General features: G+C 42.6%; 26 protein-coding genes. 21 read left to right on the forward strand and 5 right to left on the reverse strand.

Annotation, left to right across the window (positions count from 1 at the left end):
• Nucleotides 1-20 precede the first annotated feature (20 nt).
• Entirely contained in the window at nt 21-1,403 is a 1,383-nt protein-coding gene (locus tag F9817_RS11890; protein ID WP_161155788.1) for an EAL domain-containing protein, read from the reverse strand.
• A 476-nt stretch (nt 1,404-1,879) separates the two neighbouring features.
• Here F9817_RS11890 and hppD point away from each other — a divergent pair, with 476 nt between their 5' ends.
• The 6 genes from hppD (at nt 1,880) to F9817_RS11920 (ending at nt 8,348) form a co-directional block, all read left to right on the forward strand.
• On the forward strand, nt 1,880-2,953 hold the full coding sequence (gene hppD / locus F9817_RS11895) for a 4-hydroxyphenylpyruvate dioxygenase (protein ID WP_161155789.1): 1,074 nt from the start codon (nt 1,880-1,882) through the stop codon (nt 2,951-2,953).
• Entirely contained in the window at nt 2,946-4,076 is a 1,131-nt protein-coding gene (locus F9817_RS11900) for a homogentisate 1,2-dioxygenase (RefSeq protein ID WP_161155790.1), read from the forward strand. Before hppD ends, F9817_RS11900 begins: the two co-directional genes overlap by 8 nt.
• Before the next feature lie 31 nt (nt 4,077-4,107).
• On the forward strand, nt 4,108-5,130 hold the full coding sequence (locus F9817_RS11905; protein WP_161155791.1) for a fumarylacetoacetate hydrolase family protein: 1,023 nt from the start codon (nt 4,108-4,110) through the stop codon (nt 5,128-5,130).
• Nucleotides 5,127-5,780: a maleylacetoacetate isomerase gene (gene maiA, locus F9817_RS11910; protein WP_161155792.1), complete on the forward strand. Its 654-nt coding sequence runs from the start codon at nt 5,127-5,129 to the stop codon at nt 5,778-5,780. Before F9817_RS11905 ends, maiA begins: the two co-directional genes overlap by 4 nt.
• 130 nt (nt 5,781-5,910) lie before the next feature.
• Nucleotides 5,911-6,465 (forward strand): DedA family protein, encoded by a 555-nt coding sequence (locus tag F9817_RS11915; RefSeq protein WP_161155793.1) that lies wholly within the window; start codon nt 5,911-5,913, stop codon nt 6,463-6,465.
• Nucleotides 6,466-6,809: 344 nt separating this feature from the next.
• Nucleotides 6,810-8,348, forward strand: coding sequence for a methyl-accepting chemotaxis protein (locus tag F9817_RS11920; RefSeq protein WP_161155794.1), 1,539 nt, complete (start codon nt 6,810-6,812; stop codon nt 8,346-8,348).
• On the opposite strand, the gene F9817_RS11925 is transcribed toward F9817_RS11920, so the two are convergent.
• Nucleotides 8,345-9,253: a LysR family transcriptional regulator gene (locus F9817_RS11925; RefSeq protein ID WP_161155795.1), complete on the reverse strand. Its 909-nt coding sequence runs from the start codon at nt 9,251-9,253 to the stop codon at nt 8,345-8,347. The two genes, F9817_RS11920 and F9817_RS11925, sit on opposite strands and share 4 nt — an antisense overlap.
• 108 nt (nt 9,254-9,361) lie before the next feature.
• Between F9817_RS11925 and F9817_RS11930 the strand changes: the two genes are divergently transcribed.
• On the forward strand, nt 9,362-9,862 hold the full coding sequence (locus F9817_RS11930; RefSeq protein WP_161155796.1) for a phenolic acid decarboxylase: 501 nt from the start codon (nt 9,362-9,364) through the stop codon (nt 9,860-9,862).
• 131 nt (nt 9,863-9,993) lie between these two features.
• Here F9817_RS11930 and F9817_RS11935 read toward each other — a convergent pair whose 3' ends face one another.
• A complete protein-coding gene (locus F9817_RS11935) occupies nt 9,994-10,704 on the reverse strand; it encodes a glycerophosphodiester phosphodiesterase family protein (protein ID WP_161155797.1) in 711 nt (236 codons plus the stop codon).
• Between the two features lie 284 nt (nt 10,705-10,988).
• On the opposite strand from F9817_RS11935, the gene F9817_RS11940 reads away from it, so the two are divergent.
• The gene (locus F9817_RS11940; RefSeq protein WP_161155798.1) at nt 10,989-11,942 is read left to right on the forward strand and encodes a lactate/malate family dehydrogenase; all 954 of its coding nucleotides are present in this window, start codon (nt 10,989-10,991) and stop codon (nt 11,940-11,942) included.
• A 100-nt stretch (nt 11,943-12,042) separates the two neighbouring features.
• Here the strand turns inward: F9817_RS11940 and F9817_RS11945 are convergent, their stop codons facing one another.
• Complete coding sequence (locus F9817_RS11945) at nt 12,043-12,582, reverse strand: lipocalin family protein (RefSeq protein WP_161155799.1); 540 nt, start codon at nt 12,580-12,582, stop codon at nt 12,043-12,045.
• Between the two features lie 183 nt (nt 12,583-12,765).
• On the opposite strand from F9817_RS11945, the gene F9817_RS11950 reads away from it, so the two are divergent.
• From F9817_RS11950 to F9817_RS11995, 10 genes are all read left to right on the forward strand, one after another.
• Entirely contained in the window at nt 12,766-13,533 is a 768-nt protein-coding gene (locus F9817_RS11950) for a DUF3450 domain-containing protein (RefSeq protein ID WP_427916708.1), read from the forward strand.
• 4 nt (nt 13,534-13,537) lie between these two features.
• Nucleotides 13,538-14,899: a MotA/TolQ/ExbB proton channel family protein gene (locus F9817_RS11955; RefSeq protein WP_408063527.1), complete on the forward strand. Its 1,362-nt coding sequence runs from the start codon at nt 13,538-13,540 to the stop codon at nt 14,897-14,899.
• 9 nt (nt 14,900-14,908) lie between these two features.
• The gene (locus F9817_RS11960) at nt 14,909-15,454 is read left to right on the forward strand and encodes a MotA/TolQ/ExbB proton channel family protein (protein WP_161155802.1); all 546 of its coding nucleotides are present in this window, start codon (nt 14,909-14,911) and stop codon (nt 15,452-15,454) included.
• On the forward strand, nt 15,451-15,855 hold the full coding sequence (locus F9817_RS11965; RefSeq protein WP_161155803.1) for an ExbD/TolR family protein: 405 nt from the start codon (nt 15,451-15,453) through the stop codon (nt 15,853-15,855). Before F9817_RS11960 ends, F9817_RS11965 begins: the two co-directional genes overlap by 4 nt.
• Nucleotides 15,855-16,484, forward strand: a complete 630-nt coding sequence (locus F9817_RS11970; RefSeq protein ID WP_161155804.1) for an energy transducer TonB — start codon at nt 15,855-15,857, stop codon at nt 16,482-16,484. Before F9817_RS11965 ends, F9817_RS11970 begins: the two co-directional genes overlap by 1 nt.
• The gene (locus tag F9817_RS11975) at nt 16,481-17,659 is read left to right on the forward strand and encodes a tetratricopeptide repeat protein (RefSeq protein ID WP_161155805.1); all 1,179 of its coding nucleotides are present in this window, start codon (nt 16,481-16,483) and stop codon (nt 17,657-17,659) included. The genes F9817_RS11970 and F9817_RS11975 overlap by 4 nt, the downstream gene beginning before the upstream one ends.
• A 77-nt stretch (nt 17,660-17,736) precedes the next feature.
• Entirely contained in the window at nt 17,737-18,513 is a 777-nt protein-coding gene (locus tag F9817_RS11980; protein ID WP_161155806.1) for a siderophore ferric iron reductase, read from the forward strand.
• A gap of 193 nt (nt 18,514-18,706) precedes the next feature.
• Nucleotides 18,707-19,546 carry a patatin-like phospholipase family protein gene (locus F9817_RS11985; protein ID WP_161155819.1) on the forward strand — a complete coding sequence of 280 codons (840 nt, stop codon included), beginning with the start codon at nt 18,707-18,709 and terminating at the stop codon, nt 19,544-19,546.
• 156 nt (nt 19,547-19,702) lie between these two features.
• Nucleotides 19,703-20,563: a DNA ligase gene (locus F9817_RS11990; protein WP_161155807.1), complete on the forward strand. Its 861-nt coding sequence runs from the start codon at nt 19,703-19,705 to the stop codon at nt 20,561-20,563.
• A 132-nt stretch (nt 20,564-20,695) separates the two neighbouring features.
• Complete coding sequence (locus F9817_RS11995) at nt 20,696-21,907, forward strand: multidrug effflux MFS transporter (protein ID WP_486679364.1); 1,212 nt, start codon at nt 20,696-20,698, stop codon at nt 21,905-21,907.
• 30 nt (nt 21,908-21,937) lie between these two features.
• On the opposite strand, the gene F9817_RS12000 is transcribed toward F9817_RS11995, so the two are convergent.
• Complete coding sequence (locus tag F9817_RS12000) at nt 21,938-22,543, reverse strand: glutathione S-transferase N-terminal domain-containing protein (RefSeq protein ID WP_161155808.1); 606 nt, start codon at nt 22,541-22,543, stop codon at nt 21,938-21,940.
• 414 nt (nt 22,544-22,957) lie between these two features.
• On the opposite strand from F9817_RS12000, the gene F9817_RS12005 reads away from it, so the two are divergent.
• From F9817_RS12005 to F9817_RS12015, 3 genes are all read left to right on the forward strand, one after another.
• On the forward strand, nt 22,958-23,956 hold the full coding sequence (locus F9817_RS12005) for a branched-chain amino acid aminotransferase (protein WP_161155809.1): 999 nt from the start codon (nt 22,958-22,960) through the stop codon (nt 23,954-23,956).
• 70 nt (nt 23,957-24,026) lie between these two features.
• A complete protein-coding gene (locus F9817_RS12010) occupies nt 24,027-24,440 on the forward strand; it encodes a GNAT family N-acetyltransferase (protein WP_161155811.1) in 414 nt (137 codons plus the stop codon).
• A gap of 360 nt (nt 24,441-24,800) precedes the next feature.
• On the forward strand, nt 24,801-25,475 hold the full coding sequence (locus F9817_RS12015; protein ID WP_161155813.1) for a hypothetical protein: 675 nt from the start codon (nt 24,801-24,803) through the stop codon (nt 25,473-25,475).
• The last annotated feature ends 892 nt before the right edge of the window (nt 25,476-26,367 follow it).

Below are 26,367 nucleotides of genomic sequence, written 5' to 3' on the forward strand. Positions count from 1 at the left end.
AAAGTGGTAGCGTGTAACCTTTATCCGTTTTGCGCTACCAACTTGCTTGCTGCTAAAATATCCATTGGTTTTGCATGCCAAAAACCTTGTTGATAGCCCACTTTCAGTTCGTGTAAATAATCGGCTTGAGTTTGACTTTCAACCCCTTCAGCGACCAATTGAACCGACAATCTATGTCCTAAGTCCACAATGGAATTGAGTACGGGAGTGTGTCCGTCCTCTACCTCAATACTATCAATAAAGCACTTATCGATTTTCAGATAATCAAATTCGATATTTTGCAATATAGACAGTGCGGTGCTGCCAATGCCAAAATCATCAATGGCGATATGAATATTGGCTTGGCGTAATTCATTTAATACCGCTTGTCCTGAAGACTTAAGTAACTGGCGTTCAGTAATTTCTACTACGAGTTGGATATTAATGGTCTTAAATCTATCTGCATACCGTTTTAGTTGAGTAATCGTCGATGGATCTTCCAAATAAGACGGCGGAATATTGATGCTAAGATGTAGTGGCTGTACCACTTTCTTATTGCTCCAATCCTGCCATGCCCGATATAAAACATATTCTGTAATATCAACGATTAAGCCGGATTTCTCCGCAAGATCGATAAAATGTTCTGGGCTAATAAACCCAGTTTTGGGTTTATACCAACGCAGCAAAGCTTCAAAGCCTGAGATTTGATTCGATTGACTTACAACAATAGGTTGATAGACGAGAAAGAGTTCACGGCGTTTAAGTGCTTTTTTTAATTCATCTAACAGTGATAGGCGTTTTACTAACCAGTGATGCAAAAATAAATACGCGCTAGAAACGATAAGTGATAGAAGGGCGGCGCTGTATAAATACAAAATGGTTTGGTTAGAAATAAAAGCTTTTGCAGGTGTTAGACCGAGCATATAAGGATATTTGCGTGAACCTGCGATGTATTGACCATCTTTTTTTTCAAGTCGGGTTCGTTCGGGAAGTGTTGCGCCATCATAGGAGAGTATGAGGCTCTTGAGCCGCGTATCTTGTGTATAGCCTAGGCTGTTTTCCAAAAATTGCTCGTTAATTACCGTCGAAATACCGTGATGAGGATTACCCAGTTGGCCATCACGAATAATCAAAGTTCGTGTTGTATGATCAGCATTTAGAGTACGTAGATGTTCGCCTGATCTGACGATTCCTGATGGGTAATATTGTGAGAGATCTTTATTAAGTACCCCGCGTTTGGACGAGCAGACAAAAGGCACCTCTGTTTTGATTAAAAACACTTCTCGAATGGTCGAATTAAATAAAAATTGATCGTGAAGTTCGTCACATTGAACGTTTGATAATAGTAATGACTGGTTAGTGTGATGAATATTACTAATTAATTTATCGAGTTTCTGGACATACTCGTATGCAATATTATGCATCTTAAGTTGGATATTATGCTGTTCTAGTTGTAATCCCAGAAATAGGGATATAGGTAGAGGTATAAGATAAATCGCGGCTCGCCGAATAAGGGTCTTACGCCGTCTAGTTATTCTATTAAGCATTAGTTTGCATATGTCTCAAGAGTGAAACTTTCTATCGAATTTGCAGTATAAGCGAGAGATGATGCATAACCAATAGCGTGATTATCATTTTAATGAATTATTTTTCTGGTCTGACCTGTGGGTTTGGTAATGCTAAATTATGCATAACTGTTAGTTTAAAATATATTAATAATCGTAAGTTTAACTTACTGATATACAGATAAAAATAGTATGTGAGTGACCTATTTTATACCTAGTGTAAATAAATTTTGCCAACTCAATAGGTTCGCAGTTAAAAAAAACGACAATCAATAGTTGTGTTTTCCTCTTTATATTCCAGCATTAGAAAGTAGTGTTCTATTCGGAGTATGAATATGAAGTCGATTGTTAATCCCCTAGGCACTGATGGTTTTGAATTCATTGAATATACCGCAATCGGTGATGAGCAACTCCATGCTCTAAAAACGCTGTTTACTCAACTCGGGTTAGTCGAAATCGCCAAACATCGCTCTAAGGAAGCCTGGTTGTATCGCCATGGCGAAGTTCATTTTATTGTCAATGCTCAACCACGTAGCCAAGCTGAAACCTTCGCGCAAATTCATGGTCCCTCAGTATGTGGTATGGCATTTAGAGTGCGTGATGCAGGGAAGGCATTAGATTACGCCTGTATGCATGGAGCGGTAGCTTACCAAGGAGAGGTAGGGCCAATGGAACTCAATATTCCGGCTATTCAGGGGATTGGAGGCACCTTGATTTACTTTGTTGATCGATATGGAGAACATACGATTTACGATGTCGATTTCCATTTTTATGAGGATTATCGACAACGTTTAGAAAATGCCAACACTGGGTTACTTCAAGTTGACCATCTTACTCATAATGTCGAACGCGGCCATATGGATATGTGGGCTAAGTTCTATGAAAAGATTGGCAATTTCCGTGAAGTTCGTCATTTCGATATCGAAGGGAAATACACCAGTTTAGTCAGCCGTGCAATGACGTCTCCTTGCGGAAAGATCCGCATTCCTATCAATGAATCATGCGATAACCAATCACAAATTGAAGAATTCTTACGTCAATACAATGGTGAAGGCATCCAGCATATCGCGCTCGCAACAAATGATATTTATTATACCGTTGATGCGTTACGAGAGCGGGGAATCCAATTTATGCAAACCCCAGACACGTACTATGAACATATTGATGATCGCATTACTGCTCATCAGGAAGACGTGGCTCAACTCCATAAACGGCATATTCTCATTGATGGTGATGAAGAGACTGACGGGATTTTATTGCAGATATTTACGGAAACGGTTATTGGCCCGGTATTTTTCGAAATTATCCAACGCAAGGGTAACAACGGTTTTGGTGAGGGGAATTTTCAAGCGTTGTTTGAATCCATTGAGGAGGACCAACTGCGACGTGGAGTGATTTCTCATGACTAAAAGGATGCATTATCCATATCGAGAAGGTACCCATTCCAATCAGGCGCATGCAGACTTTCCAAGCAAAGGCATTTATGAGCGGGAAGTCGGGCGGGATGGGTTTTATGGCCCTGCGACGCATTTTCACCATCGTCATCCCCCCACTGCGTGGTCGGATTGGCAGGGTGAACTTCGCCCACGCGCGTTTGATTTGAATTTGGTTGAACAAACAACGCATCATTCGCCTTGGCATATCAAGGCCATATTGCATAATGACCAATGTAAAATCCGCTGGTGGCAGTTAGACCAATCGATGAATGCATTGGTGCGCAATGCTGATGGCGACGATTTATTGTTTGTCCATCAAGGTTCAGGGGCATTATTTAGTGACTATGGCCATCTAGATATTACGGCTGGCGATTATGTTGTTTTGCCTCGTTCAACAACTTGGCGCCTTGAAGTTGATATGCCATTGACCTTGTTAATGATCGAAAATACTGGTGGGCGCTACGGTCTACCAGATAAAGGCTTGATTGGGCGGCACGCGATTTTTGATCCTGCCGTGCTACGTGTTCCCGCAATTAACGAACGTTTTCAAGCGCAATACAGTGAGCACACCACGCGCGTGTTTGTAAAAAGGGGCGATACTGTCTCCACTATTACCTATCCATTTAATCCACTGGATGCGATTGGTTGGCACGGCGATCTCAGTGTTATCGCGCTTAATTGGCGCGATATAAGGCCAATCATGTCTCATCGTTATCATCTTCCTCCCTCGGCGCATACCACGTTTGTCGCTGATGGTTTTGTTATATGCACCTTTGTCCCACGCCCGGCTGAAACAGATGAAGGTGCGCTTAAGGTACCGTTTTATCATAACAATGATGATTATGATGAAGTCCTGTTCTATCACATGGGGCAATTTTTTAGTCGTGACCACATTAAACCGGGAATGATGACGTTTCATCCGGCAGGATTTACCCATGGACCTCACCCTAAAGCCTATCAAAAAGCGCAACAAACACCGCCGACATTTCTCGATGAAGTCGCGGTTATGATCGACACCCAAAATGCGCTTCGTTTTAGTGCTGAGGCGCGAAAAATAGAGCTCGCTGATTATGTGAATAGCTGGCAAGAGAGTTGAAACTGAATCGATTGATCAAGTAGGAGAACTTATGAAATTGGCAACGTTGCAGTCCCATCAACGCGATGGTCAACTTGTGGTGGTAAGCCGTGATTTATCTCAGTGCGTTGCGGTACCTGGGATTGCCAACACCATGCAATATGCTCTTGATCACTGGTTGCAAGTCGAACCAGATTTAAAAGAGGTGTATCTGGGATTATGTTCAGGGAAACGTGCTGATGCTAAGCCATTTAATCAAGCGTTATGCCATTCTCCCTTACCGCGTGCTTATCATTGGGCAGATGGATCTGCTTATGTTAATCATGTTGAATTGGTGCGTAAGGCGCGCGGAGCTCAAATGCCACCTAGCTTCTGGACCGATCCTCTAATGTATCAAGGGGGAAGTGACACTTTCCTAGCACCACATGCTGCAATTGAAGTAAGAACAGAACAGTGGGGATTAGATTTTGAAGCTGAAGTGGCTGTTATTACCGGGGATGTGTCAGTAGGGTGCAGTGCAAAAGAAGCAGCGCATTCGATCAAACTGGTGATGTTAGTTAACGATGTGTCTTTACGAAACCTTATACCTGGTGAATTAGCGAAAGGTTTTGGTTTTTATCAAGCTAAACCCTCTTCATCTTTCAGTCCGGTTGCCGTTACCTTGGATGAACTTGGTCCTGCATGGGATGGCACTAAGGTCGTTTTGCCTTTATTGAGTACTTACAACGGCCACTTATTTGGTCGACCCAATACTGGTGCTGATATGACGTTCAATTTCCCTCAACTGATTGCTCATGCTGCTAAAACACGCAGTTTAGTGGCAGGTACTATTATTGGTTCCGGTACGGTCTCTAATAAGCAACATCTAGACATGCCCACTGAAGTAGAAAAAGGTGGCGTTGGTTATTCTTGTATTGCGGAACGAAGAATGATCGAAATACTCAAATATGGTGAGGCGACAACGCAATTTATGCGCCATGGTGATGATATAAAAATTGAAATGTTCAATGCACAAGGTGAATCTATTTTTGGGGCGATTGAACAAACTGTTCACGTGGTAGGAGCCATTCCATGAGTGAGTTAACTTTATACAGTTACTGGCGTTCATCAGCATCTTATCGTGTGCGAATTGTGCTCAATCTCAAAGGGCTAGATTATGTACAGATGCCGATTAACATTTTAGGTGGCGCAACTGCCAAAAGTTTATTGAATTTCAAACAAATCAACCCAACCGAACTGGTTCCTGTGCTCATTGATGGTCCACTCGTACTCAATCAGAGTTTATCCATTATGCAATATTTGGATGAAACTTATCGCCAAGTTCCTTTGCTTCCCAACGATGTCGGTGAAAAATATCGTTTATTATCGATGGCGCAAGACATCACTTGTGATATCCATCCACTCAATAATTTGCGCGTCTTGCGCTACTTAGATTCAAACTTACGGGTGAGCCAAGATGAGAAAGGTGCGTGGTATCATCACTGGATTCAAGTGGGATTTGCCGCGTTAGAATCCCGTTTAAAGGAGACCGCAGGTAAGTACAGCTTTGGTGACGCTGTCACAATGTTGGACGCGTGTTTAGTTCCGCAAGTGTATAACGCGGAACGTTTTGATGTTGACCTTACACCTTATCCAATTATCCAGCGTATACAACAAGCGTTACGATCCGAACCTGCTTTTATAAAAGCATTGCCTGAAAATCAACCAGATGCGCGTCTTGTTTAGTATGAAGCGTGAAAAATAGCCCGATTATTCATAAGGTAAACACAAAACTCATGATTTCGACTCAATAAAGTGGCAGAATACCGACCACAGTGTTTTAAGGCTATCGATAGCCAGTTATTTGAGTGTCGTCATGTCTCTGCAGCAGTTAGTATCAGATTACGGATATATCGCCCTTGCCATTGGCACCTTCTTTGAAGGCGAAACCATTTTGGTGATTGGCGGCGTATTTGCCCACAAAGGGTTTTTGGATTTATTTTGGGTGATTGTCAGTGCCTTCTTGGGGACGCTATTTGGTGATCAATTGTATTATTTTATTGGTCGTATCAAAGGTCGTAGCTTTATCGAAAAACGACCAAAATGGCAGGCGAAATCAGAGCGTGTATTGACTCTACTCCATAAACACCAAGTGTGGCTTATCTTGGGGTTCCGCTTTCTTTACGGCATTCGAACGGTGACGCCATTTTTAATCGGCGCGAGTAATGTTCCACCAAAACGATTTATTGTTCTCAATATTATTGGTGCGTTAGTGTGGGCAATTGCAGTCGGCTCTTTAGGGTATGTCTTTGGTAATACAGTAGAAATTTTCTTACATAATATTAAACATTACGAGATGACCTTCTTTGCTGCATTATTGTTTTGCGCACTTGCTATTTGGTCATGGCGTCGTTGGAAGAGCAGCAAATAATAACGACGATACCCAAACGATTCCAAGAGGCACACATCAGAGCCTAGGCTTACGCGACTATATTTGCGTAGAAATAGTATCTTGAATGACACGGTATCATGACCGATGTTATGAAAAAGCGTGCAGGTGTTACCACTTGCGCGTTTTTGTATTTAAGTGGCCATAATCTATCAATCTCGACACTGTTATTGTAACGATAAATAGCGCTTCATATAAAAATTTGATGTACTGCACACCTCTAAAGGTGTAGCTCGTAAGGGGTACATTTTCTCATTTATTCATCATGCAAATTACAAACCCTTGATTACACTTATCTGTAGCGTCTAATAAGGGTGTAAGAATATATGAGTAACAGAAACCAACATGTGATAAATGAAGAAGTCACATTTGCTAAAGATTCAGAGTTAGTTTCTACAACCGACACTCGTGGCGTCATTACATACGCAAACGAAGAATTTTGTCAGGTGGCTGGATATACACTAGAAGAATTAGTGAACAAAAATCATAATGTAGTACGGCATCCCGACATGCCTAAAGAAGCCTTTAAGGATATGTGGGACCATTTGAAAACCGAGCAAAATTGGCGCGGCGCGGTTAAAAACCGTTGTAAAGATGGTCGGTATTACTGGGTCGATGCTTTTGTTACTCCCATCTATGAGCACGGGAAATTGGTCGGCTACCAGTCTGTTCGTCGCAACTTAACTCCAGCGATTCGTCAACGGGCAGAAACCGCTTACAAGAAGCTGATCGCGGGTAAACGGATTACGTCCCCTTTAGCGATGGGAGTCAGCGGTCGGTTAACATTGTCGGCGATCCTAAGCATTGTAGTTATTGCCCTGACGGTACTCTTTAATCCTTATATTTCAGTAATTCTTCCATTTCTATTTATTGCTTTATTTTATGGCGAAATTATTAAGCATGCTGGCTATAACGCTGAATTACAAAAAAACTACGATAGCATCTCACGTTATCTCTATTGTGATTTGCCAACCAATAATGCGGAATTTCATATTCGCATGCAAAAAGGTAAGGTCAAAACCATTATCGGTCGCACTTTAGATAGTGGACGTGAACTGTTGTCTAAAGTAAAACAGATGGAATCTTTGTCGAAGAACAGTCAAAAGGCCATTCAAATTCAAACCGAAGAGTTAGAAAAAATTTCAACGGCGGTTGAACAAATGGTAGCGACTATCCATGAAGTGGCGCGTAATAGTGCACAAACATCTGATCAGGTGCGTAATGCTTCAACATTGTGCCGAACAGTGATGAAAAATATCGATTCAACAGCAACGCGAGTCTCCTCCGTGGCGAGTGAAGTGAATAATTCCTCAGCGGCGACTGAGCTGTTAGCAGAAAAAATCGAACAAATCGGTTCGGTTATGAATGAGATTCAGGGCGTAGCAGAACAAACTAACTTGCTGGCGTTGAATGCGGCCATTGAAGCAGCGCGAGCTGGTGAGCAAGGGCGCGGATTTGCGGTGGTCGCTGATGAAGTTCGAGCGTTGAGTCAACGTACGCATAAAGCGACAGAGGGCATTCAATCTTCAATGAAAGATGTCGTCACTACATTAGCGACATTAAAAGAAACGATGCAAACTGGGGAGGCGGCCGCCACTCGATGTGTTGAAGATACTGAAAATACTAAATCAAGTGTCAGTGAACTGCGTGATGCGGTACAAGTTATTGATGATGCGGCTAACCAGATTTCTACCGCCGCAGAAGAGCAAAGTGTTGTTGCGAAAGAAATTAATGAAAACTTAACGACTATCAAAGATGCATCATCGCAAACCTTACACGATGCTACGACCGTGTATGATTTGGCTAATGATGTGCAGAAAAAAGCCGATATGCTGGCTAACTTGGGTATGTCATTTAAAGCTTAATCAAGGGGAGTATGGTGCTCCTCTTTGGGTAATATATTTTCAAGTAGGGCGTCCTCCAAAGCGTGTATCACGCTGTCATGGCGGGCGTCCTGATTTTTTATTAGGTATAGAGTTGAGTTTCTTAACATTTGTTGATCATCGAAAATAGGGCATAGGGTGCCATTGTCCAAATATTGATGAATTTCACTGATGGGAATCCAACCATACCCAAGTTGATTAATGATGGCGTCGACCGCTGAAGAAAGGGACGTGAAAAACCATGAGTCTTGATAACGATTATCTTCATCATTAGGCTGCTGATGATATTTATCGACAACCTGAATCATAGGGACACATTTTAATTTCGCTTCTCTTAAGTGAGAAGGTACTTGAAAAATAGGGTGTTCTTTATGTGCGACAGGTATCACTTCAACCGTCATCACCGCTGACTTGGTCACGGATAGATTCTCGGGAGCACTAATGATGTATAAATCGTCATTACCCTGATTAAGTAGCATCATACCTTCATCACGAACGGTTTCTTTCACATGCACATGAGTATTAGGAAACGCCAGATTAAAGCGTTTTAAACCATTAAACAGATCGCTTTTAGGGAATAGACTATCAACAACTAAGCTGATGACGGCACGCTCACCTTGTGTGAGTGCTTCTGCGCGTGCCTCTAAATCCCGCCACTGATCCAGAATAAATACGGCCTGCTCTAACAGGATTCGTCCTTGCTCAGTAAGAACGAGTTTACGTCCTTTCAAATTTAAAATTTCAATCCCCAACCGCTGTTGCAGTTGTGATAGCTGGTAGCTAATGGCCGGTTGGCTTTTGAATGTCTGCTCAGCAGCTTTTGCAATACTGCCTTGCTCTACGACAGAGCGCAATACCTGCCATTGTTCGAGAGTGGTTTTTAACATATAAAATTTTTTAAAGTTATTATTCAAACATTACGAATTTTATATCTAATAATTTGATGTATAGTGATCAGCAACACAAAAATGAAACGAAATAATGAGGGATTTGATATGTTCGACATTAATGATTTAAGCGGTATCGTTGGTAAACACCTTGTCTACACTTATGACAACGGTTGGAACTATGAATTCTATTTCAAAAATGAAACCACAGCTGATTACCGTATTCACAGTGGTATCGTTGGTAACCGTTGGGTGAAAGATCAACGTGTTTACTTGGTTCGCGTTGCACAAGACGTATACAAAGTGTCTTGGACTGAACCTACTGGTACTGATGTAAGCTTGATTGCTAACTTAGCTGATAAAGTATTTCACGGTACTATTTTCTTCCCACGTTGGGTAATCAACGATCCTAAGAAAACCGTATGTTTCCAAAACGAACACATTGAACAAATGGAAGCTTACCGTGCAGAAGGTCCTACATACCCAACTGAAGTGATTGATGAATTTGCGAAAATCACATTCGTACGTGATGCAGGCCGTGATAACGAAGAAGTGATCAACTGCCCAGCAAGTGAATTACCAGCAAACTTCCCAGAAAACTTAAAATAAGTTGAGGCTTGCTAACTCGATAGCGGTGATTTTATGTTGAGAATATGAGCTGTCGAGAATATAAGCTTTGCTGATTATGATAAGCGTCAGAGTGTTACTCTGGCGCTTTTGTTTTATTGGTGAATCGATCATTATAAAAATTGTGCTGGGTCATCACTGAAGATCGCATCAACTTGATCGAGAAGGGGAAAGTCCGAACCATCATTAACGGTATAACACCAGATCTGCCTGCCGGTCTGTTTGAGCTTATCTACGTGTTGCTGACGCAGTCTTTGGTAATTGGTGTGACAACTGAAAGCGTCGATTTCATCGAGAAGTGCGATATCGTGACGGGTGATACGACTGGTTAAAACGCCAAGAGGATAATTAGATAATTGCTGGTGCAACTCACGCATAATGGCGTGACTGAAACTTGAAAGTAGCAATTTACAGTGAGTTAAGTTGGCGCTAGCCAATTGGGCTTTGAGTAACTTAACCACGAGATTGACATCATGGTGCCGGTCAACCTTTACTTCTATATTTAAATTAAGATGGTGTTGATTGGCCATCTGTAACAACTCGCTGAGTGTTAATAAAGGCTCACCTGTAAACTGAGGAGCAAACCAGTATCCAAAATCATGCTGTGTTAGCTCTGCAAAGGTATGGCGATCAATTCTTCCCCGACCGTCACTACAGCGATTAATGGTGTGATCGTGACAGACAACCAAGATGTTATCTTTTGTCGGCTGCACATCGACCTCAACCCAATTTAACCCTAAATCAATCGCAGCCTGAATACTCACACGAGTATTTTCTGGATAGTGGGCCGCAACGCCGCGATGGCCGACGATTGTCAGTGCCATACACACTCCTTAACCTATGAAATTGTCCGTATTAATAGCGTAGTTTACGCATAAATCTTAAGAAATATAGTCGCTTATACATCAATTTATTAAATGACGATAGTTGAGATTTATAAATGGAGAACTGCACGATATTGGTGCAGTTATATAGTGTATATGACCAACTTTGAGGCTAAATGTTTATATCATCCACTATTATAATGAAATTATGCGGTATTTTATTGGTATAGATTTTGCTGAAAAGAGTATGATGAATCCAATGGATTGTATAAGGATGAGTGACAATGAAAATAGGTATTATTGGTGCGGGCGCAGTTGGCGTAGGTATTTGTAATTACTTATTAACGTTAGGCAGTGTGAGTGAATTAGTATTATTAGATCAGGATTTGGCTCGTGCAGAAGGGGAAGTGTTTGATTTTCGCCACACCGCGGCGCTAACGTTCACAAAAAATACCCGTATTACGCCAAGTGATGACTATATGGATCTACTAGACGCAAATATTGTAGTCATTACTGCCGGAGCTCAGATCAAACAAGGCCAGAGCCGTATGGATTTGGCTGAAATTAACAGCAATATTGGGGTAGCTATTGCCAAGAAAGTCGAGCGTGTCGCGCCTAACGCCATTATTATTGTGGTAACTAATCCTTGTGACATTGTCACACATAGTATCGTTGCGAATACAGGATACACGCCCAGTAAAGTGATATCAGCGGGGTGTGTTGTCGATACGGCTAGATTAATGACAATCGTGGCGCAGCGTATTAACCTCGATCCGAAAAACGTATTTGGTTATGTCTTAGGTGAGCATGGCAGCCACTGTTTTACGCCGAAAAGCTTGATCAGTATTGCCGGTCAGCCTGCCGATTATTACTGTGATGCGAATGGTATTCCCCGTATTGATGCCGATGAGTTACTCGAGTCGGTTCGTCAGGCTGGATTTGAGATTTTTAAACGCAAAAATAATACCACGCACGGTATTGCCGCTTCGGTATTTCGTATAATCCAGGCAATTGTGATTAACGAACACTCTGTATTACCGGTTGGCACTTTGCTGCGTGGAGAATACGGATTGGATAATGTGGTAATGAGTTTACCCGTTGTTATTGGTAAAAACGGCGTAGAGAAAATACTCATTCACCCGTTTAGCGATGAAGAGCGCCAAATTATGGGGCAAATTGCCGACGAAATGCGCAGTAGCATGGCTCAGGTAGCAAAGGAAACGGGATTAAGTCTGTAAATCAAGCTGGGATAAAAATAGGGAAGGTTGAACACCTTCCCCGACATTTTTGCGTCTAAACTTGTTTTTGTTATATTTTGTTACTCAATAATTTAGCGTATTAAAGTAATGGGTTATCGGTCTGTTTGGGATAGATAAATTTGCTCGTGTCGAATCCCGCTTTTTGAGCAATCTCAAGCGCATGATCGAGCTTGTCTTTACTAATGGTTTTGGTACGAGACAACATCCAGAAATAGTCTTTATTGTAACTGGTCACAAGGGCTAGCGAGTAATCATCGGCAAGATAGAAGACCACGTAACTGCCATAGAAAGGACCAAAGAAAGAGACCTTAAGATGGGCAATGTCACTGGTGGTGACAAACTTGGCTTTCCCTACTGCTTGCGCCCACTGTTTTTCCTCAGTGTTCCAACCACGGTTAACCACACTCACGGTACCATCACTTTTTAAACGGTAAGTGGCTTGAATGTTACTCAAGCCGCGTTCAAAACTATGGTCTAAGCGTGCTATTTCATACCATGTACCGAGGTATTTGTTTAGGTCAAAGTTCGTCACGGGCTCAATATTATCTGGTTTCCCAGTGCATCCCCCAAGTATTACTGTCACTAATAATAGGGCGGCCATACGTTTTAATAACTGCATAATATCAACTCCTTTTTTACCCATTATTAACGTCATTGCTGCGTTTGCCAACAGTCGTGCTGTAAAGTACGTGAATTTATTGTGGTTACTACTAAAAGACGATAAAATTCGAAACAATGTTGATAATGAGAGTGTTTATCAATAACATGTCCGAATTCCTCACGCGGTAATTGATAACAAATGATGAAAATGATGAAACCTAGCTTAGTCCTGATTTCTTTGGCAGCGGCGATGCCTGTCTTTGCGAATTCCCTTGAGGACGCCAAATCAATCGAACACAACACCAATGTGTCTTCTGCGGTTAGCCAAAAGAAAGTGGATAAAAGTGCGCAAGCTTCTATTGAATTACGCGCTGAAGTCGAACACTTAAAAGAAGAAACAAAAAATCTTGAAGTGTATCGTGACCACTTAAAAGGCTTGGTAAGCAGTCAACATGACGAGATGAACAGCTTGAATGACCAAATTGCTGAGATCAAAACCACTCGTCAGGGCATAGTGCCACTCATGTACGATATGTTAGATGGTTTAGACGCTCTAATTAAACAAGATAAACCGGTTCGTCTTGAAACTCGTCAACAACGTCTTGCAAAACTCAAAGCATTGATGCCTCGTGCAGATGTATCTGATGCTGAAAAATTCCGTCGTATTCTTGAAGCGTATCAAATCGAGATGGACTACGGCACCAAACTTGGTACCTACCAAGGACGTATTGCTCTTTCACAAGATCAACAAGTCGAAGCGGATGTCCTGTATTTAGGCCTCGTGTCACTTGTAGCTCGTAACTTAAGCCAAACTCGTTACTGGAGTTGGAATGCGAAGCAAAACCAGTGGCAAGAATTAGATAGTGGTGAAAAAGAGAGCATTGATAGAGCATTTAAATTGGCCAACCAAGAAATTGCACCATCATTCTTAACGCTCCCGGTATCACTGACTAAAGCGGAGGCCAAATAACATGATCTCATTGAAAAAACTCGCAACAGCGGCTGCCGTGACTTTCGCCCTTTCAGGCACAGCATTACCAAGTTATGCCGCGGGTGATTTAACTACTAAAGCGCGCAGTGAAAATCAACAGCAGGCAGCGCACGACCGTTCCCGTGAAAACGATTTTAAAGCTCAAGAACGTTTATTGCGCAAGCAAAAAGCGGAGTTGACTGCACGCCGTGATGCGTTGCAAAAAGAAGCAGACCAACTTTCAGCGACCTTCAGTAAAAACGAAGATCAGCTAGCACGTCTTGAAGAAAAACTGCGTTTAGAAACTGGCTCGCTTGGCGAAATATTTGGCGTTGTGCGCCAAAATGCGAAAGAGCTGAAAAGTCATCTCGATGACTCAGTGACTGGTGCAGATGCGCAAAAATTTGCACCTGTTGTCGATGATATTGTCGCCGCCAAATCATTACCATCCATGAAACAGTTGGTGGGTTTATGGCATGCAATGGAAGAGCAGGTTAAGGCTAGCGGCCATATTGCACCAGTGAGCATTAACTACATCAATGGTGATGGTAAAACTGTTCAAGAAAAAGCGGTACGCCTCGGTACCTTTGGCTTGGTGACTGAGCAAGGTTACGTCAACTGGAATAACAAACGTAAAGATGCGATTGCTTATGATCGTCAACCAGCAGATGGACCAACATTATCGTCATTAAATAGCGTGTTACAGGGTGACGTTGATGATGTCGTACTAGACCCATCGCACGGCACATTGACACAACAGTTAGCATTAGAGCCAACACTGACTGATCGCTTAGAAGCGGGTGGTGCGGTAGGTAACATCATCATTGCATTATTGGTGATTGGCTTGATTATCGCTGGGTACCGCGGTGTCGTGTTGGCGATTGCACGTAAACAAATCAAACAGCAATTGAAAGATCCTAGTAATAAAACGGACAACCCACTTGGTCGTGTTCTGGCTGTTTACAGCAAAGAGAAAAACCTTACTGTTGAAGCGTTAGAGCTGCGTTTACTTGAAGCGGTTGTGGATGAGCAAACTCATTTGGAACGTGGTTTATCCATGCTTAAATTGTTGGCCGCGCTTGCACCAATGCTAGGTCTACTCGGTACGGTTACCGGTATGATTGAAACCTTCCAAGTGATCACGCAATTTGGTAACGGCGACCCTAAAGTGATGGCGGGCGGTATTTCGATGGCGCTTGTCACCACGGTGCTTGGTTTGGTGGCGGCAATGCCATTATTACTAAGCCACAACGTATTGAGTTCTCAAGCTGAAAGCATCCGCAATATCCTAGAAAAACAAGGTATTGGCTTGGTGGCTGAACAAGCTGAAAAAGAAAGTAACGCTAAGCAAGTTGCCACAGCGTAAGGATTTAACATGATTCATGCAGACTGGTTTTTTGCACTAAAGAACGCCATGTTACCGATCTCTGATTTTATGAATCAGGGTGGGGCGGTGCTTTGGTGGCTGGCTGCTGTTGTGGCGATTAGTTGGCTGTTAGTGATTGAGCGCGTGTTGTACATCGTGCTCAGTTTTCCTAAACAGAGCCAACATTGGATTGAACAATGGCAAGCTCGCCGAGATCATAGCTCTTGGTACGCGCAAGCAATTAAGCAAGGCTGGTTAAGCCAAGCACACGATGAGTTAATGAAAAACCTTAACTTTATCAAAGTACTCGTATCTATTTGTCCCATGCTTGGTTTACTTGGCACCGTAACCGGAATGATCTCTGTGTTCGATGTGATGGCGACGATGGGCAGTAGTGATCCTAAATTAATGGCATCTGGTATTTCGCTCGCAACCTTGCCCACCATGGCGGGAATGGTTGCCGCATTAGCGGGGATGTTTGCACATTCACGTTTAGCAAAAAAATGCCAACTCTCTGAAATAAAATTAGAAAAAGCTTTAAGGAGTCAACGATGAGACTCGGTCGACGTCAGTCAAAACAAGAAGAGGCGCAGATTGACCTTACTTCAATGTTGGATATTGTGTTCATCATGTTGATCTTCTTTATTGTAACTAGCTCATTTGTAAAAGAATCGGGTGTGGAAGTAAATCGTCCTACTGCCTCGCATGTCACGAGCCAGAAGAACGCAGGAATCTTTGTTGCTATTACTGCTGCAAACGACATTTATATTGATAAACAGAATGTAGATGTTGAGCGCGTTCAAGCAAGACTCGAACACTTGCGTACTGAGCAGCCAAAAGCGTCATTAGTCATTCAGGCTGATGAACATGCATATAACGGCACGGTTGTTAAAGTGATGGATGCAGCCAAAGGGGCAGGTATCAAAAATATTGCATTGGCAGCGGAGAAACGCTGATGCGCCGATTATTGATAGCCACTCCAATCGCGTTGGCCGTCTCTTTTATGCTGTTTGCATTTATGGCTTGGATGATCGACAACGGTTCTCATCGAGCGCCGAAAAAAACCGAGCCAGTGCGGTTTGATATGGTAATGATGGAGCAAGATCACGATGTGCAGCGTCGTCATCGTGCGGTGCCACCAAAGCCAGAAACGCCGCAGCAGCCAGAAAAAACGCTGACTCAACATCATCAAGCGACAACGCAGCAAGTCACGCAAAACGTTCAGGCGGCGAAAGTGCCTTCGTTGGGTTTGGATACCGGCATTAAAGGTATTGCCATTAAAGCGCCATCGTTTGGTGATTTGGGTACCAACCAACAAGCAATGCCACTGTATCGCGTGCAACCACAATATCCCGTGCGCGCACTGAAACGTGGTATTGAAGGTTTCGTGATTATGAAATTTACTATCGACGAAAGCGGTCATCCGACTGATATTGAAGTGGTAAAAGCGAATCCGCGCCATATGTTTGAACGGGAAGCAAGACGAGCACTAAGAAGCTGGAAATACCAGCCTAAGGTGGCTGACGGTAAAGCTGTCACTCAGCCAGGGCAAACCGTTAAATTGGAGTTTAAATTAGCCAAATGATTAAACAATTTATGACTTGTCTAATGCTCTTAGGGGTGACTTCAGTAGCCAGTGCCGCTGAACTGAGCCAATATGCCTCCTCTAAAGCGATGAAAGCGAATGAGTTGGCGAAAGATGGTAAGTATGACCAAGCGATTACGTTATTGAAAGATCATATGCCGACACGTGGCTATGATTTGGCGTATTTTGAACGTATGCTCGGCGTGTTCTACTGGCAAAGTGAGAAAATCAAACCGGCGATTCAAGAGCTAACGAAAGCGGTCGAGAGTAACGAGTTAAAAGACGATTCGGCATGGAGTACGCGGCGTATGCTTGCCGATCTGCTTTTGATGGATAAACAGTATAAGACTGCGTTACCGCACTATTATGTGTTAGCGAAAACACTGCCAAAAACCGAGAAAGGTGACAAAATTTGGTTGCGTATTAGCCAAGTGCATTACCAACTCGGTCAGTGGAAACAAGTGCTTACCGCCATGCAGCGTTATGAATCTTATCACTTACCAGATAAAGTCGGCCCGTTATCAGTAAAAGTAGGGGCGCAACTGCAATTGGAGCAGTGGAATGCGGCAATTCCGACACTCAAACGTTTGATTACTATCGAGCCCAACCAGAAAAACTGGTGGATGCAGTTAGTGAGCCTAGAGATGCGCGTGAATAAACGTAAAGATGCGCTCGATACGTTGGCATTGGCACGTTTACAAGGGTTGGATCTCGGTAAACAAGATTTGCATTTACTGGCTCAGCTCTATGCTCAAGCAGGTGTGCCTGAAAGAGCGGCACAAGTGATGCAACGCATTAAAGGCTTGAATTCCGACGTACAGTTAGTGACTGAGCAAGCCATTTATTGGCAGCGTGCTAAAGAGTGGAATGATGCGATTAAAACGTGGAAACTGGCTGCTCAATTAGATGGTAAGTACCACTGGAATGTTGCCCAGCTACTTTCTCAGCAAGGCGATTATAGTGAAGCGTTAGCAGAGCTTGATCGTGTGAAAGATCCAAAACGCAAAGCTGATGTTGCTCTTGCTCGTACCCGTGCATTGTATAAGTTAAACCGCTTGGATCATGCACTCAGTCAGGCAAAAACAGCGAATCGCATCGAACCGTCGGCAGAAGCGAAAAGTTGGATAAAATATCTGACTCAATTGAAGCAAGTGCAAAAAAGTCGCGCATCCTAACTGAAAAACGCGTTAATGGAATAGGGTAGCTTCTGGCTACCCTTATTTACCTTTCCCTGTTACCTAAGACGTTTATTATGGCCTTCCAACTATTTTCTATCATCGATCCTCGCTTTGAACTACTGTTCGAAAAAGCGCGATCAGTAACTCCATATCTTGATGGTAAAATCTGCAGTCCTGACAATAATGTCTTACTAAGCAGTCCTCAAAAACAGCCAGAAATAAGCGCATGGATCAAAGAACTCTATCAGGCTCTTGAGAGAAATCATCCTGAGGCCGGCAGCAGTTATTGGTTAACCAGAACGTGGGAAATCTTGTGTTGGCAGCCTATCTTTTTAAGTTTCATTGCGGTTTATGATTATGAACTCAATGCAGTGCCACCAATCAGCCAAATAGCGCAATACCGCGATGATACCTTTGTCACAGGTTACAGTTTTAAAAATGGCCAGTGGAAAACAAGCGATCATCAAGGCTTAATCCGCCATTGTGCACATGAACTTAATGTGCTGTTTGAGGGGTACCGTGAAGCGATGAGTGACTGGACCCGAATTCGTCCTGGTTTTACGCGTCACTTAATTGTTGATGCTATTTTGACGAACGTTGCTCGTTTGCGTGCGACCATCGATAACTTCAGCGATGATGACGTGATTCAAGAAGCGACTTATTGGCTGGAAGCGCTTGATCTACCGCTTAAACACCTTGATGTTTATAAACGCAAAGAAGGCACGGGCACACTGAGGATGGTGCGAGCGAGTTGCTGCCAAGATTATCGTCGTGATGGTGGGCATGTTTGTTGTAATTGCCCGGGTAAAGCGAGAAATAAATCGTTAGAACCGTATCATCACGTCGCATAACCTCCTTTAAGCAGCAGATACCTAGTATCTGCTGTTTTTCTATCATCGATAGATTGTTTTACATCGTTGTATTCAATTGCAGTAATCAGTTTTTTCAATTTGTTGTTTGTCATATTAGCCGTTATCTTGGTGATTATTATCAGTCATTTAATGAGTGTTACGTAACGTTATAGGGAGAGGAGCTATGGGGCAAATCACTAAAACAGCGTTAGTTGTTGAAGGCGGTGCCATGCGTGGTATTTTCGCCAGTGGTGTATTGGATGCTTTCATGGAGCAAGACTACCAGCCATTTGATCTGGCAATCGGTGTTTCTGCGGGGGCTTCAAATTTGGTCGGGTACTTAGCTCATCAACCTAAACGCAGTTTTGAAGTGATTACACGCCTAGCGACGAGCGCAGAATTTTTTAATTTACGCCGCTTTATTCATGGTGGCGATTTAGTCGATGTTCGTTGGCTAATCGATGCATCGAATCAACAATACCCGGTAGATACGCAGACGCTGTTTGATCACACTGAATTTTTGGCTGCGGCAACCAATGTTAATACGGGTCATGCTGATTATTACCGAATTAACTCAGACAATTTGGCTGATGTATTAGAAGCGACTCAGGCGCTGCCTATCGTGTATCGCCATACTCCTTGTTTCGCTGGAGATTGCTATACCGATGGTGGTGTCGCCGATTCTATTCCTGTACGTGAAGCGTATCGGCGTGGCGCGCGTGACATAACCGTAATTTTGTCGCACCCTGCCGATTACACGATGGGTAAGACCAAAAATGGTTGGTTGTTGCGACGTTTATTATCACGTCACCCCAAACTTGCTGATTCGTTGATGCATCGCGCTGAAAATTACAATGCATCGTTGGAGTTTATCCATCACCCACCAAAAGATGCCACTGTTCATGTGATCGCTCCTCCGAGCCATTTTGCGGTAAAACGCCTCACCATGAAAAAGCCAATTTTGGACGAAGGTTATCGAATGGGAGTTGTGGCTGGCCGAAATTGGCTCAGCCAAATTGTTGCTACTGAATAATCAATTGTTCGAGTGTTCTCTCAAGTTGAGTGCAAGCGACTCGATGTTACGCTGACTTTTCTGAGGTATGCCGGGAGACGGCCTCTTATCATTTAGTGTGCGACCGTATGCTTTGTAACATTCCTGTATTTGTATCAACAGATCAGGGAATACATTATGAGTTACAACGTCACTATATTTGCAACAAGCGTTATCATACTCTCTCCAGTCCTTATTAGTGCTCATGCGCTTACTCTAGATGTCCCTAAATTGACGTTAGCCAAAGAGTATCAATCTGGGCTGGCGCTACGAGATTATTGGGTCAGTGAAAAATACGATGGGATTCGCGCTTTATGGACAGGATCTGAGTTAGTGACTCGTTCTGGCAAGGTGATTCATGCCCCCAAGTGGTTTACGGACTCGATGCCGCCTGATCATCGCGTGGAAGGTGAACTTTGGGCGGGCCGTGGCCAATTCAATCAAGTGCAAAAAACCGTATTAGATGAACATCCCGATGATCAGGCATGGAAAAACATTCGCTGGATGGTGTTTGATTTACCAGCACACGCGGGAGATTACACAATGCGTTATGCCGTGCTCAATCACTGGGTGCATTCTTTAAATAAACCGTTTGTTCAAGTTGTTGGCTATCGCACGTTTCAAGATGAGCAGGCACTGCGTGCATATCATCATAGTGTTGAACACAATGGAGCGGAAGGAGTGATGTTACGCCGGATTCGAGATTCCTATCAAATTGGGCGCAGTGAGAGTTTGTTGAAGCTGAAAAGTTATCAAGATGCAGAAGCGGTAGTGATTGGTTATAAGAAAGGTAACGGGCGGTTACGTGGCAAAGTAGGCGCATTGCGTGTGCGCAATGAAGCCGGGCACTTATTTTATATTGGCAGCGGTTTGACCGATGCTGAGCGAGAGTCGCCACCGGCTGTAGGAGCAACCATCACTTATCGGTATAACGGTGAGACCAGTACGGGTAAACCGCGTTTTGCACGCTTTATGCGAGAACGACGAGATATAGAGTAGTAGTGCTATCGTTGTGCTCACTATAAAGCATAAGGTTCGAGGCAAAAGTCTATTTGTATCAATCTATTTTTCTTAGATAGGAGTAGTATGGAAACGATTTCTCTTTCACGTCTAGTATAAGTTTTAACGTTTATGACTCAATCTCATTCACAATTCCAAACGGTGCTTGGAAAGAAAGGCATGCTGTTCTTTCTGGTCATCATCAGCGCGTTTCCTCCGCTTTCGATGGATCTTTATCTTCCTGCATTACCTGAAATGATTCATGTATTTAATACCACGCAAGCCATGGTTAACTTCACATTAAGCTGCTATTTCGTTACCTACGCGGTTGGGCTATTAATTTGGGGCCCGCTGAGCGAAAAGTTTGGCCGTAAGCCTATATTGCTCGTGGGCATTGCAGGTTATATGGTTGCGAGCATGTGTTGCTCCATGGCGGGGAATATTGAACAGTTGATCGGCGCGCGGGTGTTACAAGCCTTCTTTGGTAGTGCGATTACCGTGGTTTCCACCGCGATTGTTAAAGATTTATACGATGGGCGTGAGCGTGAAAAAGTAATGGCGACGATTATGTCTCTGGTTACGATCGCCCCAATGGTTGCGCCAGTGCTTGGGGCGCTGATTTTAAAATTTGCTTCATGGCGCATTGTTTTTGTGGCTCTAACACTGTTTGGTGCATTTGCCGGTGTATTAACGTTGTTGTATCGCGAAACGTTACGCAGCCGTTATCAGGGATCGATTTTTTATTCTTGGGGACGTTTAGGCGTGGTGATTAAAAATTACCGATTCTTTATTTTGTTAGTGATTTTCTCGATTACGCCAATGGCGATGATGGCATTTTTAGCTGCCGGTTCGTATATCTACATTACAGGGTTTGGTCTATCCGAGCAGCAATTTAGCTACATATTCGCTTTTAACGCATTGTGCGCTTCGTTCGGACCAACTATTTATATTAAATTATCACGCCGCATTAAGGTTAAGAACCTAATTACCGGGAGTTTTATTCTTCTCTCTGCGACTGGAATATTCACTTTGTTGGTTGGTGGCTTATCGCCATTTATTTTCGCATTGGGGGCAGCATCAGCAACTTTATCTGTCATTGTGGTGCGCGTACCGGGTATGAACTTAATGCTGGATCAGCAAGATCAAGATACGGGCTCTGCCGTCGCTTTAATTCAATTTTTTGGCATGATCTCTGGTTCTCTAGGGATGGTGTTGGTGTCGATTTACCCTCATTCGCTGATTACTAACTTGGGTACGATTCAACTGGTGGTTGGCGTAGTGGGGCTAGTGATGTGGTTAGCCACGCGCAATCGCTCGTTTGTTACCGATAAATTGCCCAAGTGATCTTAGGCAGTTTATTCAGTCCGAAAGTGGTTATTTGAGTGGAAAGCGTTTGAACTCTGGGGTGGCTTCAAAATGATTCGCGATGGCATTAATGGTTGGGTAATCACTGGCTTTAATCACATCAGGAATCATTAATTGAATAAAACTCCAAATAACGGTGCTCGTGATTGACACTTGATCCGCTTTTTCGGACAGGGGACGATTGCTCAATGCAATTTCCCATTCATGACACGCTGCATTTAACTGCTTGGTCACTCTCTCAATCCAAGGCTGATGTTGTTTTTCATCTGGGCGTAACTTATGTTCGTAAACGTTTTGTACAGCTTTTTCGCTAGCCGCAAGAATGAGTCCCAGAATACTCAGATCGCTCGCAAGCTTAGCTGGATCAGATGGCATTAAGGCATGGGAATCGTCAGCCAAAGATTCAAAATAATTGAGAATCAGTGTGGAATCTAACAAACGAGTTCCATCATCAAAAACGAGTGTTGGTGCTTTAACCACTGGGTTATATTCGGAAAAGCGCGCAAAATCACCAAATACTGAAAGTGGTAGACTTTCGAATTCAATCTCATACATGGCGAGGGAAACGGCGACTCGTCTGACAAAAGGTGAATCCATCATACCTATAAGTTTCATAAACTATCCTTGCCTAAATGATAAATAAAAAGAATGAGTTAGAGCCTAATACTCCTAGATAACCAACTTAATATAGCGAATCAACAGTGTCACGTTTTATTCAGTTGGCTGTATCGTAACCAGGTAAATACTGTAATTTTACGTTTTTGAAGAAGAATGCACCACTGATTCCCCAATACTACGGGTTTTTAAAAATACGAAATTCTTATATTATTTAACTTATTGGTTTTTTGTACTGTTTTTTCTTTATTTTTAACACTTATTAACAATATCGAATAAATCGTTTGAAGGCTCTTTCTTAGCGTAGCGATCTGTTTTAGTATTTCTGCATTAAGTCATGGACATCCAATCTAACGCCTGCCCACACTTAATCGCACAACATCTTTTTATCACATTATTTAGTAGGAAATTATAATGGCGGCTTTTGGTAGCGTGTTTATGCCTAAGATGGCATTAGCAACATTCGAGGATAATAAATGGTCTGATTCGCAGATCGTACCTTCTGACAGTATTTCTCTGCATCCAGGTGCTCACGTCTTACACTATTCAAGCACTTGTTTTGAAGGCCTGAAAGCATTCCGCCACGAAGACGGTAGCGTCCACGTATTTCGAATGGACCAAAATATTGAACGTTTTGCTCAAAGTAGCAGACTTCTTGCTCTACCAGAGATCAATAAAGTTCAACTAGAACAGATGATCAAAGACATCGTTGCTGAATTTGCGGCAGATGTACCTGAAGGCCCTGGTTCTATGTACATTCGTCCAACTCACATTGGTACTGAAGCACAAATTGGTAAAGCAGCATCTGCATCCAATAGCTCAATGCAGTATGTATTACTGTCTCCTGTTGGTGATTATTTCGCTGGTGGTGCACACGCACTTCGTTTATTGCTTGACGAAGAAGGTCAGCGCTGTGCATCTCACATGGGTATGATCAAAAGTGGTGGTAACTACGCGAGTGCGTTGCGCCCAACAATTGAAGCAAAAGAAAAATATCAAGCGGATCAAATCCTGTTCTGTCCAAATGGTTACATTACAGAAACTGGCGCCGCTAACTTCCTATTGGTTGATGGTAACGAAATCATCACTAAAGCGCTGGATTCAAGCTTCTTACACGGCGTAACTCGTTCAAGTATTCTTACTCTTGCTAAAGATCTTGGTATGACTGTCTCTGAACGTGAAGTATCGACTGAAGAACTACTAGAACGTGCAGCAAAACCAGGTGTTGAAGCCATGCTTTCTGGCACTGCAGCTGTACTTACTTCCGTTGGTACTTTCATCTACAACGGTAAAGATTACAAAGTTGGTAATGGCGACATTGGCCCAATGGCAACAAAATTGCGTAATGCACTGAACGATATTCAGTGGGGTCGAGCACCCGATACTCATAATTGGTTAACTAAAATTGCTTAATATGTAATTTTATTACCTATGAATATAAACCAGTGCTTCGGCGCTGGTTTTTTTGTTTTAAAGAGGCCTAATGATAATTACTTATCCGACCATACCATCTAATGATGACTTTGAAATATTGAAACAAGGCCTTAACGGCTTTAATGAAATGCATACGGGCCATTTAGAGAAAGAGACAATTGCCTCGTTTATTAAAAATGATAACCAACAGATAGTTGGGGGAGTTTTAGGTGAAATAAAATGGGGATGGTTACATGTCCATGGTTTGTGGGTGGCTCCAAATTATCAGGCTAAGGGATATGGAACGCAGCTACTCAAAACATTGGAAGATTATGCGGTAGAGAAAGGCATACCTAGATTTCGTTTAGAAACTACGTCTTTTCAAGCGTTACCATTTTACCAAAAGCTTGGGTATGACATATTTGGTGAACTGAGTGATTTACCTCCTGGCTATGTGAGCTACTTTTTACAAAAACGAATATAAACAATAGCTTATTTACATTAATTGTGAGCGTGAATGCTATATTCGTCATGGGAATGACGACACTTATTTGGTATAACTATATGCAACAGTTATAGTTTTATGTCTATTGTTCGTTTGCGGAAGGGCGGTAGCGTGTGAAAATATCTATAACTGTATATGTATACAGTTATAGATATTTTTACTGTGGATAGATTATAAAGACATGTTCTGTTCTTTTCTGCCTTGTGGATAAAGCAAACGAGTAAACCACGAGATATCAGGAAGTTAAATTGTCCACAGGGGGAGGGTGAGGGAGATTATACAGAACCTTTCCCAAAGAATGGTTCAGTATAATAACTGTTAAGTTGCAAGGGAGAATTTATGTCTATCGATCTTTCTTCAAATAGAATTAAAGGTAAGTTTGATAGCTTAAAGCATAGTCAATCATATAAAGATACAAAAACACTTGAAGCTAAAGGCGCGAGTATAGTTCAAGCGTTAAACAAAGAAAGAGCTAGTTCACTGTTTGGTAGCGAATCATTGCGCATTAGATGTGTTGAATTTTTCAGAGATGTTGAAGACTGGAAATACGGTATGGAGAAAGGTTGCCGAGGTAGTTACTACACCAGATACTTTGATGAAATCACACCTTCAAAGGCATGGGATGTTCTTGACCGAGTTTCAGAACAATTTAACCGTGACCCCAATGATACTTATGCTCTTCTCAAAATTTTAAATGAAGTCAAAGGTATGGGGAATGTTCGACTTAATCAAAACAACGACCATGCTAGCCAAAAAGTCGCGTCTTCATTTCTACGAATCATGTACCCTGAAAAATTCGGTGTTGTTGATTGGCGTGTTGCTAGCGTAATAAATAATGAAAGTGGCTCACGGGAAAAACTAAAAAACAAATATAACAAAATCTATGCTAGTGAAGCATCGGAACTTATTGACTTTTATCGTGAAAAAGGTAGGGCTGTAGGGATGAGGGCTGCTGACGTGGAAATGACAATTTTTTCTATTTCGTTGGAAGTATGGCCAGAAAAAACAACTTAACAAACAATTTAAGAGGGATTCCCAACGCTTGGCATTTTTGGTTTTACCTCAATTTTAGTGTTTATGGCACAATACTTTAGGTTTGGGTGGTAGCGTTGCTCACCCCTTAATTGGGCGTTAAAAAGCTGCAATGAAACAAAGCAAATTTAATAGGTTGGGTTCTGTAATCGCTGAGATATTCGAGTCAGTTTTAGCATCTGTTTTGTTGCTTGTTTCTGCTTTCTTTGGTGTAAGCCGTTTGAATTTATCGCAGGGCTAATATCGCCATTCAACATAAGAGCCAACTTAGCAACATCAAGTGGCAATTAGCTGTTCGTTACTTCAGTGAGAGGCAAGTTCATCAACCACAAACAGGTCGGATGATGTTGATGGTTTTATCGTGGTTACATCGTGGAGTGCAGCACTTGTTGGTCGCTCATGACTGTCTTCAACCCAACGGTTGCTGTAAGGTAAGTGGTTACAGTAAAAGCTTTTTTTAACAAGGCGCAGCAGCAGACACAGTTAAGTTGGGTGGGCGCTGTTTAGAGTCAAATATTCGCTGGTGCAATGGCTAGGTGCTGCTGTGCTAGGCGTTAGTGCGTCAAGCGAAGCTTGATGCCTCTTGCAGGGTGCAAGTCCCTGTCGGGTAAGGGTTTAGCTAACCGCCCGTATCGAGTGTTGCGCCTGTGGCGGAGCTCGTTTTTTTTCGAGTGAACAAGATAGGTGAAGCGTACACAGAGAATTATGTAGGCCATAGGGGCTATCGTCAGGGCAAACGCATGAAACCCCTTGGTTTTAAAGGCCTGTAGAAAAGGTTATTTTTGAAGAGTCGCTCAGTTTACCATCATCAAATAAACCTTAACTCACAATAAGTTAATTGATCATGATGATCAACAAGTTCCTTATTATGACT

It is taken from the genome of Vibrio eleionomae, from assembly GCF_009874545.1.
Taxonomy (GTDB): Bacteria; Pseudomonadota; Gammaproteobacteria; order Enterobacterales; family Vibrionaceae; genus Vibrio; species Vibrio nitrifigilis.

Coding starts and splice junctions, on each gene's coding strand:
- F9817_RS11990 (WP_161155807.1), top strand. CDS start 19,703: ATGAGTTACAACGTCACTATATTTGCAACAAGCGTTATCATACTCTCT.
- F9817_RS11960 (WP_161155802.1), top strand. CDS start 14,909: ATGATTCATGCAGACTGGTTTTTTGCACTAAAGAACGCCATGTTACCG.
- F9817_RS11905 (WP_161155791.1), top strand. CDS start 4,108: ATGAAATTGGCAACGTTGCAGTCCCATCAACGCGATGGTCAACTTGTG.
- F9817_RS11915 (WP_161155793.1), top strand. CDS start 5,911: ATGTCTCTGCAGCAGTTAGTATCAGATTACGGATATATCGCCCTTGCC.
- F9817_RS12010 (WP_161155811.1), top strand. CDS start 24,027: ATGATAATTACTTATCCGACCATACCATCTAATGATGACTTTGAAATA.
- F9817_RS12000 (WP_161155808.1), bottom strand. CDS start 22,543: ATGAAACTTATAGGTATGATGGATTCACCTTTTGTCAGACGAGTCGCC.
- F9817_RS11965 (WP_161155803.1), top strand. CDS start 15,451: ATGAGACTCGGTCGACGTCAGTCAAAACAAGAAGAGGCGCAGATTGAC.
- F9817_RS11925 (WP_161155795.1), bottom strand. CDS start 9,253: ATGTTAAAAACCACTCTCGAACAATGGCAGGTATTGCGCTCTGTCGTA.
- F9817_RS11970 (WP_161155804.1), top strand. CDS start 15,855: ATGCGCCGATTATTGATAGCCACTCCAATCGCGTTGGCCGTCTCTTTT.
- F9817_RS11940 (WP_161155798.1), top strand. CDS start 10,989: ATGAAAATAGGTATTATTGGTGCGGGCGCAGTTGGCGTAGGTATTTGT.
- F9817_RS11900 (WP_161155790.1), top strand. CDS start 2,946: ATGACTAAAAGGATGCATTATCCATATCGAGAAGGTACCCATTCCAAT.
- F9817_RS11935 (WP_161155797.1), bottom strand. CDS start 10,704: ATGGCACTGACAATCGTCGGCCATCGCGGCGTTGCGGCCCACTATCCA.
- F9817_RS11890 (WP_161155788.1), bottom strand. CDS start 1,403: ATGCATAATATTGCATACGAGTATGTCCAGAAACTCGATAAATTAATT.
- F9817_RS11995 (WP_486679364.1), top strand. CDS start 20,696: ATGACTCAATCTCATTCACAATTCCAAACGGTGCTTGGAAAGAAAGGC.
- F9817_RS12015 (WP_161155813.1), top strand. CDS start 24,801: ATGTCTATCGATCTTTCTTCAAATAGAATTAAAGGTAAGTTTGATAGC.
- F9817_RS11980 (WP_161155806.1), top strand. CDS start 17,737: ATGGCCTTCCAACTATTTTCTATCATCGATCCTCGCTTTGAACTACTG.
- hppD (WP_161155789.1), top strand. CDS start 1,880: ATGAAGTCGATTGTTAATCCCCTAGGCACTGATGGTTTTGAATTCATT.
- F9817_RS11920 (WP_161155794.1), top strand. CDS start 6,810: ATGAGTAACAGAAACCAACATGTGATAAATGAAGAAGTCACATTTGCT.
- F9817_RS11975 (WP_161155805.1), top strand. CDS start 16,481: ATGATTAAACAATTTATGACTTGTCTAATGCTCTTAGGGGTGACTTCA.
- F9817_RS12005 (WP_161155809.1), top strand. CDS start 22,958: ATGGCGGCTTTTGGTAGCGTGTTTATGCCTAAGATGGCATTAGCAACA.
- F9817_RS11930 (WP_161155796.1), top strand. CDS start 9,362: ATGTTCGACATTAATGATTTAAGCGGTATCGTTGGTAAACACCTTGTC.
- F9817_RS11945 (WP_161155799.1), bottom strand. CDS start 12,582: ATGCAGTTATTAAAACGTATGGCCGCCCTATTATTAGTGACAGTAATA.
- F9817_RS11950 (WP_427916708.1), top strand. CDS start 12,766: ATGAAAATGATGAAACCTAGCTTAGTCCTGATTTCTTTGGCAGCGGCG.
- maiA (WP_161155792.1), top strand. CDS start 5,127: ATGAGTGAGTTAACTTTATACAGTTACTGGCGTTCATCAGCATCTTAT.